The organism is Streptomyces sp. NPDC001536 (genome assembly GCF_042894505.1).
In the GTDB taxonomy this organism is placed as follows: domain Bacteria; phylum Actinomycetota; class Actinomycetes; order Streptomycetales; family Streptomycetaceae; genus Streptomyces.
Map to the genome: position 1 here is coordinate 468,829 of NZ_JBIAVQ010000003.1, position 13,263 is coordinate 482,091.

The 13,263-nt window shown below is 69.4% G+C and carries 10 protein-coding genes and 1 pseudogene; 6 read left to right on the forward strand and 5 right to left on the reverse strand.

The genetic code is table 11. The annotated features are described in order from the left end of the window. The first annotated feature begins 87 nt into the window (after positions 1-87). The 3 genes and pseudogenes from ACFY0U_RS11080 (at position 88) to ACFY0U_RS11090 (ending at position 2,340) form a co-directional block, all read left to right on the forward strand. Positions 88-405, forward strand: a complete 318-nt coding sequence (locus ACFY0U_RS11080) for an ATP-binding protein (RefSeq protein WP_388633472.1) — start codon at positions 88-90, stop codon at positions 403-405. Positions 406-772: 367 nt separating this feature from the next. Beyond that, positions 773-1,640 (forward strand): annotated as a pseudogene (locus ACFY0U_RS11085) (helix-turn-helix domain-containing protein). Between the two features lie 49 nt (positions 1,641-1,689). Then, entirely contained in the window at positions 1,690-2,340 is a 651-nt protein-coding gene (locus ACFY0U_RS11090) for a Uma2 family endonuclease (RefSeq protein WP_388633474.1), read from the forward strand. Positions 2,341-2,345: 5 nt separating this feature from the next. On the opposite strand, the gene ACFY0U_RS11095 is transcribed toward ACFY0U_RS11090, so the two are convergent. Continuing rightward, positions 2,346-3,695: a polysaccharide lyase family 1 protein gene (locus ACFY0U_RS11095; protein WP_388633477.1), complete on the reverse strand. Its 1,350-nt coding sequence runs from the start codon at positions 3,693-3,695 to the stop codon at positions 2,346-2,348. Positions 3,696-3,843: 148 nt separating this feature from the next. Here ACFY0U_RS11095 and ACFY0U_RS11100 point away from each other — a divergent pair, with 148 nt between their 5' ends. Together ACFY0U_RS11100 and ACFY0U_RS11105 are read left to right on the forward strand one after the other, a co-directional pair. After that, positions 3,844-4,308, forward strand: a complete 465-nt coding sequence (locus ACFY0U_RS11100) for a hypothetical protein (RefSeq protein ID WP_388633479.1) — start codon at positions 3,844-3,846, stop codon at positions 4,306-4,308. 64 nt (positions 4,309-4,372) lie between these two features. After that, positions 4,373-4,738, forward strand: a complete 366-nt coding sequence (locus ACFY0U_RS11105) for a PH domain-containing protein (protein WP_388633482.1) — start codon at positions 4,373-4,375, stop codon at positions 4,736-4,738. Between the two features lie 2 nt (positions 4,739-4,740). Here ACFY0U_RS11105 and ACFY0U_RS11110 read toward each other — a convergent pair whose 3' ends face one another. The 3 genes from ACFY0U_RS11110 to ACFY0U_RS11120 form a co-directional block, all read right to left on the reverse strand. Further along, positions 4,741-6,471 carry a carbohydrate-binding domain-containing protein gene (locus tag ACFY0U_RS11110; protein ID WP_388633484.1) on the reverse strand — a complete coding sequence of 577 codons (1,731 nt, stop codon included), beginning with the start codon at positions 6,469-6,471 and terminating at the stop codon, positions 4,741-4,743. A gap of 128 nt (positions 6,472-6,599) precedes the next feature. After that, entirely contained in the window at positions 6,600-7,388 is a 789-nt protein-coding gene (locus ACFY0U_RS11115; RefSeq protein WP_388633487.1) for a polyphosphate polymerase domain-containing protein, read from the reverse strand. After that, the gene (locus ACFY0U_RS11120; RefSeq protein WP_388633490.1) at positions 7,385-7,996 is read right to left on the reverse strand and encodes a DUF4956 domain-containing protein; all 612 of its coding nucleotides are present in this window, start codon (positions 7,994-7,996) and stop codon (positions 7,385-7,387) included. Before ACFY0U_RS11120 ends, ACFY0U_RS11115 begins: the two co-directional genes overlap by 4 nt. A 127-nt stretch (positions 7,997-8,123) precedes the next feature. Here ACFY0U_RS11120 and ACFY0U_RS11125 point away from each other — a divergent pair, with 127 nt between their 5' ends. Continuing rightward, positions 8,124-11,222 carry an FG-GAP-like repeat-containing protein gene (locus tag ACFY0U_RS11125; protein ID WP_388633493.1) on the forward strand — a complete coding sequence of 1,033 codons (3,099 nt, stop codon included), beginning with the start codon at positions 8,124-8,126 and terminating at the stop codon, positions 11,220-11,222. Positions 11,223-11,448: 226 nt separating this feature from the next. Here the strand turns inward: ACFY0U_RS11125 and aspS are convergent, their stop codons facing one another. Then, positions 11,449-13,212 (reverse strand): aspartate--tRNA ligase, encoded by a 1,764-nt coding sequence (aspS, locus tag ACFY0U_RS11130; RefSeq protein WP_388633496.1) that lies wholly within the window; start codon positions 13,210-13,212, stop codon positions 11,449-11,451. Positions 13,213-13,263 lie beyond the last annotated feature (51 nt).

Below are 13,263 nucleotides of genomic sequence, written 5' to 3' on the forward strand. Positions count from 1 at the left end.
GACACGTCTGGACAAGCCCTGGACAGTCGCTCTACGTACCGGCGTGATCACTCCTCACGGTAAGCGCACACAGCCACGCTGAGTGACGTGATGCAGAAACCCGACGACTGCCCCATCCGCAACTTCAGCGTCCTGCTGTCCCCGACCCCACGCGGCGCCCGCCCCGCCCGGCTGCTCGCCGCCGAGCAACTGCGCTGCTGCCACCTCCCGTTGGACCCGGCGGCGAGCGTCGTCGCCGAACTGGCGAACAACGCGGCCACCCACGGCCACGTTCCCGGCCGGAGCTTCCAACTGCTGCTCTACGTTGTGGGCGACACCCTTCGCATCGAGGTCACCGACACCGGCTACCGCAGCCCCAACCCACCACCCCCGAGAGCGAAACCGGCCGCAGCCTCGCCCTCGTAGCCGCCCTCGCCGACCGCTGGGGGGTGACCTCCGGCCTACCCCACGCAAAACGGTCTGGGCCGAACTCGAACTCACCGCCCCAGTACCGGAGTCACCGAAGCCTGACGCCCCGCACCCCGGTCCGACCTGCGCTCCCTAGGAACCACCTACCGGGGAGAAAGCACCCCACCAAGCCCCACCCCTCCCTTCCGTCGGGCAAACTCACCCCCGCGAGTGAATATGCCCAACTCGGCTGGATTTGGGACCGGTTGCCTGCCTTACGCTCAGCGCGAGCAACACAACGCAACCGCAAACATGCGACGGCCCCCGCCGGGACTAGCGATCCCAGTGCGGGGGCCTGACCACCGAGGAAGTTCGGAGCTTCCTGATGGACACCGAAAACACTAGCGCGCCCTCGCGCGCTCAGTCCCGCGTCTCAGGGGAAAACCACCCCCACGCGCGACCGCACTCCGGCGTGGTCCACGACAACGTCCGCCACACCGAGAACTTCACGGTGATCGGCAACGACCTCATCCAGCACCGGGAACTCTCCGGGCTCGCCATCGGCCTGGCGTAACATCCAGTCGGTGCGACAGGGCACCGCCGTCGACATCAAGACTCTCGCCGACCGCTTCCCTGAGGGCCCCACCCGTATCGCCGCCGCCCTGCGCGAACTCGAAGCCCATGGCGTCCTGCGCCGCACCCGCGAACGCACCCCCACCGGCCGGGTCATCACCCGCACGGTCTCCTGCAACAGGCCAGGACACCGGGCCGCCCCGTCCGAGCCCACAGAAAGGCGGCCCGTCCGACGCGCCGCCCCAGACAAGCCACCCCCACGCAAGCGCCTCCCCGCCGTACCGCAGCCCTCGTACCCCCACCCCGCCCTCCTCCAGACGGCCATCGACGTCCTCGCCGGCCTCCGCCGCCGCGACCCCCGCCTCCTCCTGTCCGCCACCGACGCCGAGCACCTCGCCCCCGGTGTCGCCGCCTGGCTGGAACGCGACCTCACCCCCACCGCCGTACGCCACGCCCTGACCGAGAACCTGCCGCCGGAACCCCTGATCCGCCCGGCGGCCTTCCTGGCCCACCGCCTGGCCGCCCAGCTCCCGCCCCCGCCACCGTTCCGGCCCCCGGCGCCACCGGCCCCGGAGCCCAGACACCCCTTCCAGACCTGCGACGGCTGCGAGCGTCCCTTCCGCGCTCCGGAACCGGGCCGCTGCCGCGACTGCCGAACCGATCTCCTGGGGGCCGCCTAGCATGGAAGCGACGATCCTTGCCCCTGGGCACAGACGAGGAGCGAGCGCCATGACCATCGCACCGGACAACGCGCGGCAGGGCGCTTCCCACCTCTACCTGGCCATGAGGGACTTTCTGCAGTCCATGGACGACACCCTCCCCGGCAAGTTCGAGATCACCAAGGAAGGGATCGTCCACGACATGATGTCGCCCGTGAGGCAGCATGAGATCACTGTGCTGCACCTGCGGAAACGCCTGGAAAAGGTGATGCCGGAGGACATCGTGGCCCACACGGGTGAACCCGATGTGGAGGCGGCGCCCGAAGGCATCATGCGTCACCCCGACGTGATGGTGATCCCCTGGGCGGACATGGAGGGTGACGGCTCCTTCGACCCTCGGACGCTGATCGCCGCCATCGAAGTCGTCTCGCGTTCCAACCCGGACAACGACTGGGCAGGCAAGATGCGGGACTACCCGCTCATGGGCATCCCCGCCTACGCGATCTTCGACCCCCGCACCGGCACCGGCGCCGTCCTCACCGACATCCACGCCACCCCCGACGGCCCGCGCTACGCGTCCCGCAAGGACTTCGTCTACGGCGAGGACGTCACCATCGGCGACTGGACCATCTCCACCCGGGGGCTGCCACGTTACGGAAGCACGGCGGCCGAACAGCCGGACGGGTCCGGGAAGCCGACCGGCTCCCCGGATCCGTCGTAGACGCCCTACTTCAGAACACCCGCCCCCGCCGAACTCCCCAGCGAAGTGGGCAGGTTCTTAACCGCCGACCCCGACTCCAAGCCCGCCGTCAGCGTCGGCGTCCAGTTCACCGTCGTCTTCAGGTCCTTCGACGACGCCGCGTTGTACGCCGCCACCAGGTCCGTCACCGTCCCGTTGACCAGGTTGCCGCTGCCCTTCACCGAACCCGTGCCGTCGCCGCTCAGGAGCTTGGCGACCTTCACGCTCGACGGGACCTTCCAGTAGTTGTTCTCCGCCACCACCTGGGCCTTGGCTCGGGAGTTGATGCTGTACTGGACCGCGTAGCCGTTCAGCGGCGTGACGTCGTAGTAGTTGTTGTAGATGTGGACCTGGCCGACGCGGGACAGCGGGGCGCGCTGGGTGATGCCCTTGTAGACGTTGTGGTGGATCGAGACCCGCAGCTTGCCCGCCGGCTCGCTGTCGCTGCTGCCGATCAGGGTCGTCTTGTCGTGGTTGGTGAACTGGTTGCGGGAGATCGTCACGAGGTCGGAGCTCTTGGTCACGTCGAGCGCGCCGTCGTGGATCTGGTACTCGCGGCCGTAGTACTTCGGGTTCGCCGAGTCCAGGTGCGGGGCGTCCGTGAACGTGTTGTGGTCCGCCCAGACATGGGTCGCGCCGCGCAGGGTCACCGAGTCGTAGTTGGAGTTCCAGTTGCCGTCGGCGCCGTCGGTCGGGTCCCACTGCGGGAAGCAGTCCTCGGTGGCGGCGAAGGTGAGGTTGCGGACGATGACGTTGTCCACGTTCTGGATCTGGAGCATGCCGCCGGTGATGCCGGCCCCCGTACCCGGGACGCCGACGATCGACGTGTTCGCGGGGACCTTGAAGACGATCCGAGCCGCCTGCTTCTTCTGCGCCGCCGCCCGCGCCGTCTCCTGCGTGCCGGACGGCAGCTTGGAGCGGCCGTACGTCGACGGGTCGTACGCCTTCAGATAGGAAGCCAGCGAATAGCCCGTGCCCGACGCGTAGTTCGCGCAGGTCAGCTTCTTGCCCGCGTCGTCCGTGTTGGCGTCGATCGTGCCCTTGATCTTGATGATCCGGGGCGTGGTGTCGGTGGCCGAGCCCAGCGCCTTGACCAGCTGGGCGCGGGTGGAGACCGTGAAGGTGTGCGCGGCGTCGGCCTTCGTGCCACCGGTCGTGCCCGTCCCCGAGGAGGCCCAGCCGTCCTTGGCGGCGAGGGTCTCGTGGTACAGGTCGACGGTCCCGGCGTTCGCGTTCAGCACGAGCGCGCCCGCGCCGACACCGGCCGCCACCACGGCGGCGGAGACGACGAGGGTGCGGCGCTTGCGGAGGGACCGGCGGTGTGCGGGAGCAGCCACGGATGAGTCCTTACGTACGTGGGAGGTAGTTCCGACTCTTCTGTGGTCGTGGAGATCCAAAAGGTTGCCGTAAAAATTTCGGCCGATCGGTGATCAACTCATGGATGGGGGGCGGAACTTGCCAGGGAAGCTACGTATGGTTTGCGCCATGGCAGTACCTGGGATCATCCCGATCGCCTACGAGCCGCACGGCCGTACCGAGGCCATCGGGCTATACGCGGACGGGCAGTTCCTCGGGTCGGTCTCGTACGCCTTCCCCAAGGGGTTCCGGCTCGACAGCGGCTGGGAGGAGCACAAGCGCCTCTACGCCGCGCTGCACACCTTCGACGCGGAGGGCAACCACCGCGACTCGCGGATCTGGTGTGCGGGGACCTGGGCCGAGCAGCAGCGCGACGGTTCGGTGCTCGGGCGGGCGCGGGCGCACCTCGCCACGCTGTTGCGCAGTCTGCCCCGGCGCACGTACACCGACATCGCCATACGGCCCTTCCAACTCGTCGTCGACGATGTCCTGTTCGGTCTGGTGACCGGGGAGGACGAGGACGAGCTGTGGGCCGAGCTGTATCCGGACAATCTGGGCTTCGGACCCCCCTGGGACGGGAGTTACGACACCTGATCTAGGCAGAGGCCCCCACAAGGCGCTATACATGCCCGAAGATCACTAGTGGGGGGTTTCATCCATGGCACTTTTCGGCAACGCGCACACCGTCGATCCGGCCCAGGCGGCATCGGACTTCGCCAAGCTCCTGGGCGCCGGTGAGGGTGTGCAGGCGGCGTACCAGCTGGTGCGGGACGTCATCATGTTCACCGACCGTCGGCTGATCCTGGTCGACAAGCAGGGGATCACCGGCAAGAAGGTCGAGTACCACTCGATCCCGTACCGCAGCATCACGCACTTCGCGGTGGAGACGGCCGGCACCTTCGACCTCGACGCCGAGCTGAAGATCTGGGTCTCCGGCAACTCCGTGCCGATCCAGAAGACCTTCACCAAGGGCGTGGACATCTACGAGGTGCAGGCGATCCTCACCCAGTACGTCGCGCGCTAGCACTACCTGCGCGGGCCGCCCCCGAAGCCTCCTTCGGGGGCGTCGCCCGCCGTCACCGTGGCGATCTCGTCGGCCCCGTCGAGATCGCCCGCCGCGTACATCCCGCCGGTCTCGCCGCCCGAGGCCGTGCCGCCCGTGTAGATCCGGTACTCCGAGCCGCTCTTGACGGCCGACGACGAGTAGACGACGTTCTGGATCGCCTTCGAGGTGACGTACGAGGCGACCACCTCGCCGTCGGAGTCGACGACGTGCAGGGTCGTCCCCGCCGCCACCGTCGAGTCGAGCGTCGCCGACAGCCATCCCTGCCCGGACTCCTCGTCCGGCGCCACGGCCATCCCCGCGCTGCCCGCGGCGAGCAGCACCCCGCCGCTCACGGTGAAGCTGCCGTTGACGTCGAGCGCCCCGTTGCCGCCCGTCTCCGGACCGTTGACCACGAGCGTGCCGCCGGTGATCTCGGCGGTGCCGTTGGAGTCGAAGCCGTCGCCGTCCGCGGAGATGACGAGGGTGCCGCCGGTGACCTTGAGGGTGTAGTCCCCCACGGACTCCCCACCGCCACCACCCGGCCCGCCACCGCCTTGCTCGGTCGAACCAGTCGTGCTCCCCCACGCGTTGACCCCGTCGTCCCCCGAGGTGACCTTCGTCGAGCCGCCCGCGACGGTGATGTCCTTGCCCTCAAGGCCCTCGTTCGACCGCGTGATCTCGACCGCGCCCTCGCCGATGACCAGGTCGCCCTCGGCGTGCACCCCGTCGTCCCCGGCCGTGACGGTCACCTCCGCCCCGTCCAGGTGCACGGCCGCGTCGCTGTGCAACCCGTCGGCGGAGGCGTCGACCGTGACAGTGCCCTTCTCCAGGACCGTGATCACGCCGGACTTCAGTCCGTGCGCGGAGGAGTCGTCAGTGGCCTTCGCGGTGACGTCGAGCGTGCCGCCGGTGACGACCAGGTCGGTGGCCGCGTCGACGCCGTCGCCCCCGGCACTCACCCGCACGGTCCCCGCCGAGACGGCGATGTAACCGGCGTCCGCGTCCTCGGTGTTGTCCGCCTTGAGCCCGTCGCCCTTGGCGGTCACCCGCACCGAGCCGCCCTTCACGACCAGGTAGTCCTTGCCGCGTACGCCGTCGTCGGCGGCCTCGACCGTGACCGTGCCGGACGCGATGACCAGGCCGTCCTTGCTCGCGATGCCGTCGTTGCCGTTCCCGTGCACGGTGAGCGAGCCCGCGCCCCCGACGGTCAGGTTCCCGGCGCTGAAGAGAGCGGCGTCGGCGTCCTCGTCCTCCTCGTAGGAGTCGGTGTCGGAGAGGGTGTTCTCGCTGCCGTCGGCCAGGACGACCACCAGCTCCTCGACCTCCGTCGCCGCGATGGCCGCACCGGAGGAGCTGGAGATGTCGACCCCGTCGAGGATCAGCGTCACCTTCTGATCGGGGGCGTCGACGAGCACCTGCCCGTCGGAGAGCCTCCCGCTGAGCCGGTACGTGCCGCCCTCGGTGAGGGTGACGCTCTTCCCGTCGAGCACGACGTCCTCGGCGCCATCGACATCCAGGTCCCCGTCATGGGCCTCCTCGTCGGCGGCGAGCACGGCGGCGGCCTTCTGGGAACCGTCGGCGGCGGCGGCACTCCCCTGTTCCGCGGACGCGGTCGTCTCCTCCGGCTCCGAGGACGCCGAGCACCCGGCCAGCGCGGCGGCGCCCAGCACGGTGGACACGACGGCGCCCATCACCTTCGTACGGATTCTCATGCGGGACTCCTTCTGGGCGGTCTGCTCGACGTACGGTGCGACGTCGCGCCCCCGAGGGGCGCGGGGCTGTGCTCGACAGGCGGCTCCGCCGCGTGGGCGCGACCGGCCCCCACCGGCCCGCGGCTCTGTCACCGCTGTCCCGGCGGAGCGCTGCGCGCGGTCGGAAATTGGCGGCGCAGCACGGGCAGCCACCGGTGGGCGGGCAGTTCGGGGCGCAGGGCGGCGAGACCCGTGCCGTACTTCGACACCGGCACGGGGCGGTGGCGCAGGGACCACAGCAGCCGGTCGGCACCGGAGCCGGCCCGGCCGGCCTTGGTCTCGACGATCGCGCGGTCGGGGGCGCGCAGCTCCGTCACGCCGTCGGGGAGGCGCCAGGTCAGGGCGGTGTCCACGGTGAGGCGGCTGTCGCTGGCGGGTAGGAGGAGGGTGGTGCGGCGGTAGGCCGTGGTCAGGGTGGGTTCCAGGCGCAGGTGCCGGATGTCGATGCCGGCCCCGGCGAGCACGTCGTCGGCGTAGGCGCGGGCCTCGGGGGACAGCCGGTGCGGATCACCGTCGTAGGGCATGCGGTCCTTGACCGTGATGCCGCGCGGGCCGCGCGTCTTGACCTCGACGAAGCACTCCCCGGAGTCCAGATAGGTGCGCAGACGCAGCTTGAAGCGGCGTCTGCGCTGCCGGGCGGCGCCGAGGTAGCCGTGCAGGCCGGGGGTGTCGAAGTACAGGGAGCGGTAGCCGAACCGCCGCTCGCCGTCGATCTCCAGGACCCGTACGTCCTCGCCCAGGCCGCCGAACAGGATGGGCAGGTCGACCAGCGGCAGGACGTACTTGCGGTCCAGGCGTGTCAGCAGCGGCGGGAGTCCGTCGAGACCGACGGGGCGCAGAAGCCCTACGGCCGTGTGGACGGAGTCGAGCGCGGTCACGCCCGTACGCCCTGTTCGGCGGGGGTGCCGGCCTCCTGCGGTACCGGGGTGCCGGAGACGATGTAGCGGACCTCGACCTGGGTGGTGTCGTTGACGAGGTCGACGCTTCTCACGGTCAGGTTGACCACCCGGCCGCCGAGCAGGACCTCCAGGTGGGCGCGCAGGGCGTCGTCGTCGGTGTAGGCGGAGTCCAGGCGCAGGCTGCGCTGACGGTGGCGGGGGAAGAGGCGGGGGTGGTCGCCGACGTACATCACGGCGACGATCAGGGCCGTCATCGCGGCGGTCAGCGGGTTGGCCTCGGCGGGGAGACCGCCGAGCAGGCCGATGGCCAGGGCGGAGAAGTAGTACGCGATCTCGTGCTGGGCGATCTCGTACGACCGCAGCCGGATGATCGACAGGACGCCGAACAGGCCCATCCCGAGCCCGATGCCCACGGACGCCGAGCTCAGGGTCATCGCCACCGCGAGCACCCCGACGTTGACTCCGAGGAAGGCGGCGACCAGGTCGCGGCGGTGGTGGCGCGGAAAGTAGACGCCGAAGACGAGCACCGAGACCGCGGCGAGGTCGGAGGCGACAAGAACCAGCTGGTGAACGGCTGTTGACGGCATGGGAGAACATTCGGGGAACGACCTGTGGGTTCCCTTTGAGAAGCGTTAAGCGACTTTAAGAAGTCTTGGTAATATCCGGCCACTTGTGCGAGGGCAGGGGCCCTCGTGACGGGAGGGGACTACACACGTGGGCAGACACGCCCTGAGACGGGGCGGTCTGGCCGCCGCCGTCTCCTCGCTCGCGGTCGCCGTGGTGGCCGCGTCCGTCGTCGCTCTGGCAGAGGGCGGCGGCACCGCGGAAGCGGCCGAGGCCGGGACCACCGCGGTGACACTGGTCGACCCGACCTCGACCACTCCGCGAGCCGTTCGCCCGCTCGTCGCCGGTGACAGCGGCTTTCTTCATCGGCAGACCGGTCACAGCGACCTGCGGTGGACCGACTACACGACCGGCCGGAGCGTCCCCGTCGTGGACGCCGACGGGGCCTACACCCCGGTCATCGCCTGCGAGTACCTCGGCACCGAATGCACGATGCCCGGCTGGTACGGATCGGACAGCGACCTCGTCGCCCTCCCGACGACCAGGTCCGACACCTACGCCACACTCTGGGATCCGGCCACGGCCACGTCCAGGAAGGTGAGCTGGACCTCCGGCAACGGCTACTACCAGGCGCTGGCCGGGGACGCGATCGTCACCACCTACTCCGTGATCGACAAGGTCGACGGCGCGTGGCGGGCCCGCAGGGTGACCGGTGACGCGACCGGTGTGCAGAGCGGGGATGTGCGCGGCGCCGACTCCACCGGCGTGCTGTGGTCACCCGGCAGCAGCGGGATCCACTACATCGACGTCGAGTCGGCCGTGAGCACCACGGTGTTCACGGACGCCGACGCCAACGCGCGATACGTGATGAGCCCGGACCGGATCGGCTGGTACTACGAGGGCACCGCCGAACTGCACCTCAAGTCCCGCACCGACCTCACCGCCGCCGAGCAGGTCGTCACCCTGCCCTCCAACCCGGGCACCCTCGACGGCGACCCCGTCCTGGTCGGCGACTGGCTGCTGCTGCCGCTGTCCTCCCGCTCGCTGGGCTCCCAGCTCCTCGCGGTCAGCGTCACCGACCCGACCGTGCAGCAGACCCTGCTGACCAGCGCCGGCGAGTACACCATGGAGTCCGGTGACGGCAGCGCCCTGGTCACCGGCGGCACCGACGCCAACGACTGGTGGGTGCAGCGGGTCAGCCAGGCCGAGGACGGCTCGCTCAAGCTGGAGAAGGTGCACCAGTCCCCGGCGGTGGAGAACGCCAAGACGGGTATCGCGCTCAGCCGCGGCAGCCTGCGCGTCGCCGAGTCGGACCGTACGACGTCGGTGCGCACCCTCACCACGAACGGCTCCACCGAGCTGACCGCGTCCGCCGCGACAGCCGGCCCCTCCGTCTCCTCCACCGCGGTCTGCCCGTACACCGACACCACCTGTGTACCGCTGTGGGGCAATCTCGACGCGGAGGACGTCTACCTCTCGACGTACTACGACGACGAGCTCGGCCTGGAGCAGAAGGCCGACCGTCTGGTGAGCATCGGCTACGTCCCGCTGGAGTTCGGCACCACGGGCGGCTCGATCGTCGACGTCTCCGACAGCTACGCGGTCTACAACTCCGGTGGCACGACGCCAATGCAGTACGTCGGCGAGTACGGCCAGGGCCAGAAGCTGAAGCGTTCCGTGCGCGCCGCCGCCCTCAACGGCTCCACCCTCTGGAGCGCCACCACGACCGCGGGCAGGCTCACCTCGTACAGCATCCCGCTGGAGAAGACCCTCTCCACGGTGACCGTCCCGGACCTGGCCTGTGTGCCGAGCGAGCTCCAGGCGGCGGGCCGCTGGGTGTACTGGGCGTGCGGGACGGACTCGGCGGGTGTGTACGACACCAAGGCCGGTACGTCGAGGGCGGTCACCCCTGGTGACGTGCTCCTCGGCGACGGCTTCACGGTCCGCCACGACCACCCGGCCGACACCCTGGTCCTGACCGAGGCGGCCACGGGCACCACCCGCACGATCGCGTCCGGCCTGGCCGCCAACGCCCTCGCGCAGGACCGGCGTTACCGCTGGACGGTCGACGAGTACACCGGCCTGGTCGCCTGGTTCGACGACTACGAGCGCACCCACGTCACCACCACCGGCATCACCCCGTCCGCGGTGACGGCCCTCGAGTCGGAGACCTACAGCTACCTGGACGCGGCGACCCCCTTCACGGCCTCCTTCGTCCTGTCCCGCCCGGTCACCTCCTGGTCGCTCACCCTCACCTCGGTGCAGACCGGCCCGACCGGCAAGGGCACCCGGACGATCACCGGCGGCGCGACCGCGGCGCGGGTGTCGGCATCCTGGAACGGCAAGACGTCCGGCGGAAGTTGGTTCCCCACCGGCTGGACCAAGTGGACCCTGAAAGCGACCGGCCTCGGCACGACCACGGCGAACACGGTCACCTCCGGCGAGGTCTTCCTCGATCACGGAGCGGCCGTACGCCACGACTACGTCAGCCCCGACGGCCCGGACGGCCGCGGCGACCTGCTCACCCTCAACTCCTCCGGCGGCCTGACGTACCACTCCGGCACCGGCACCGGGAAGTTCGGCGAGAAGACCACGGGCACCGGCTGGGCGACCACGATCAAGGCGATCCCGGTCGGCGACCTGAGCGGCGACCGCAACAACGACGTCCTCGTGCGCTACAGCAGCGGCGCCCTGCGCCTGTACAAGCCGGGCCGGGGCGCGGCCCTGAAGCCGTCGACGTCGTACACGACCCTCGCGAGCAGCGGCTGGACCCAGTACGACGTCCTGACCTCGCCGGGCGACGTGAGCGGCGACGGCCGCCCCGACCTGATCACCCGCAACTCCTCGACGGGCACGGTCTACCTCTACAAGGGCACCAGCACCGGCAAGCTCTCCGCCCGCGTGAAGCTCTACGACAACTGGAAGACGTACAAGAAGATCGTCGGCGCCGGAGACCTCAACGGCGACGGCATCGGCGACCTGCTCGCCCAGGACAAGTCCAACGTCCTCTACCGCTACGACGGCAAGGGCGACGGCACCTTCAAGGCCCGCGTGAAGCTGTTCTCGAACTGGGGCGGCTCCTACAACGCGGTCGTCGGCGTCGGCGACATCACCGACGACGGCAAGGCCGACCTCGTCTCCCGCGACACCAGCGGCAACCTGTACCGCAACAGCGGGGACGGGAAGGGGTCGTTCGGGGCGCGCACGAAGATCGCCACCGGCTGGAGCGGGTACAAGTCCCTGTCCTGACCGAGCGACGGGCCGCGCCGCCATTGACGTAACACACCAAGGGCGCCCGGGACTTGACCGTCCCGGGCGCCCTTGTGCGTGTGCGTGGAGGTGGACGGTACGGCCCCGGTACCAGCCCGGGGAGACGGTAAAAAACCGGCCCCTTTTCCTGGGGCATGCAAAAGGGACCTGAAACCGGCGGGCGATTTCAAGTCCCTTTGCGATACCCGGAGTTACCAGGCTTGCCTTACTTCGGCTGCGGCTTGCGCACCGACAGGTGCAGCTCCTTCAGCCGCGCCTCCTCCAGCTCCGTCGGCGCGCCCATCATCAGGTCCTGGGCGTTGCCGTTGAGCGGGAAGGCGATCGTCTCGCGGATGTTCGGCTCGTCCGCCAGCAGCATGACGATGCGGTCGACGCCGGGGGCGATACCGCCGTGCGGCGGGGCGCCGAAGCGGAACGCGCGCAGCATGCCGGCGAACTTCTCCTCGACGGTCTCGCGGTCGTAACCGGCGATCTCGAACGCCTTCAGCATGATCTCGGGCTCGTGGTTCCGGATCGCGCCGGAGGACAGCTCGACGCCGTTGCAGACGATGTCGTACTGCCAGCCGAGGATGTCCAGCGGGTCCTGGGTCTCCAGGGCCTCCAGACCGCCCTGCGGCATGGAGAACGGGTTGTGCGAGAAGTCGATCGCGCCGGTGTCCTCGTCCTTCTCGTACATCGGGAAGTCGACGATCCAGCAGAACCGGAAGACGTTCTCCTCGAAGTGCCCGGCACGCTTGGCGGCCTCGACCCGCACCGCGCCCATGATCTTCGAGACCTCGTCGAACTCACCGGCACCGAAGAACACCGCGTGCCCGGCGGCCAGCGAGAGCCGCTTGGTGAGCTCGGCGACGTTCTCCTCGGTGAGGAACTTCGCGATCGGGCCGGACAGCGAACCGTCCTCGGCGACCCGCACCCAGGCCAGACCCTTGGCGCCCTGCGAGACGGCGTAGTCCCCGAGCTGGTCGAAGAACTTCCGCGGCTGCGCGGAGACGTCCGGCACCGCCAGCGCCCGCACGTGCTTGCCGGCGAACGCCTTGAACTCCGAGCCCTCGAAGACATCGGTGATGTCGACGAGCTCCAGCTGGGCCCGCAGGTCCGGCTTGTCGGAGCCGTACTTCAGCATCGCCTCGCGGAACGGGATCCGCGGGAAGGGGGACGTCACATGGCGCCCGTTGCCGAACTCCTCGAACAGCTCGGTCATGAGCTTCTCGATCGGCTGGAAGACATCCTCCTGCTCGACGAAGCTCATCTCCACGTCGAGCTGGTAGAACTCGCCCGGCGAACGGTCCGCGCGCGCGTCCTCGTCACGGAAACAGGGCGCGATCTGGAAGTACCGGTCGAAGCCCGAGATCATCAGCAGCTGCTTGAACTGCTGCGGCGCCTGGGGGAGGGCGTAGAACTTGCCCGGGTTCAGACGCGACGGCACCACGAAGTCACGCGCGCCCTCGGGGGAGGTGGCGGACAGGATCGGCGTCGCCATCTCGTTGAACCCGAGAGCCGTCATCTTGTGACGAATGGCGGAGATCACCGACGTACGCAGCAGGATGTTCTTGTGCATCCGCTCGCGGCGCAGGTCCAGGAAGCGGTACTCCAGGCGCCGCTCCTCGTTGACCCCGTCCTCGGTGTTGATCGTGAACGGCAGCGGGGCGGCCGCGCCCAGCAGCTCGACCTCGGAGACCTCGACCTCGATCTCACCGGTGGGCAGGTCCGGGTTCACGTTCTCGGTTCCACGTGAAACAACGCGGCCGTCGATGCGGACCGTGGACTCCTTGGAAACCTTGTCCAGGGCCTCGTACGCGGGCGTACCCGGCCGGGCGACGAGCTGCGTGATGCCGTAGTGATCGCGCAGATCGATGAAGAGGATGCCGCCCAGGTCGCGCCGATTGTGCAGCCAGCCACTCAGCCGGACGTCGGTACCGACGTCAGAGGCGCGGAGCTCGCCGCAGGTGTGGGACCTGTACCGATGCATCGTCGTTCATCGTCCTTACATCTTGGGCTGTGCCGAGGGTCACTCCCCGAC

Bases quoted from the DNA above. Each gene is read 5' to 3' on its own strand.
- ACFY0U_RS11090 (WP_388633474.1), top strand. From the start codon at position 1,690: ATGACCATCGCACCGGACAACGCGCGGCAGGGCGCTTCCCACCTCTAC.
- ACFY0U_RS11100 (WP_388633479.1), top strand. From the start codon at position 3,844: ATGGCAGTACCTGGGATCATCCCGATCGCCTACGAGCCGCACGGCCGT.
- ACFY0U_RS11105 (WP_388633482.1), top strand. From the start codon at position 4,373: ATGGCACTTTTCGGCAACGCGCACACCGTCGATCCGGCCCAGGCGGCA.
- ACFY0U_RS11110 (WP_388633484.1), bottom strand. From the start codon at position 6,471: ATGAGAATCCGTACGAAGGTGATGGGCGCCGTCGTGTCCACCGTGCTG.
- ACFY0U_RS11120 (WP_388633490.1), bottom strand. From the start codon at position 7,996: ATGCCGTCAACAGCCGTTCACCAGCTGGTTCTTGTCGCCTCCGACCTC.
- aspS (WP_388633496.1), bottom strand. From the start codon at position 13,212: ATGCATCGGTACAGGTCCCACACCTGCGGCGAGCTCCGCGCCTCTGAC.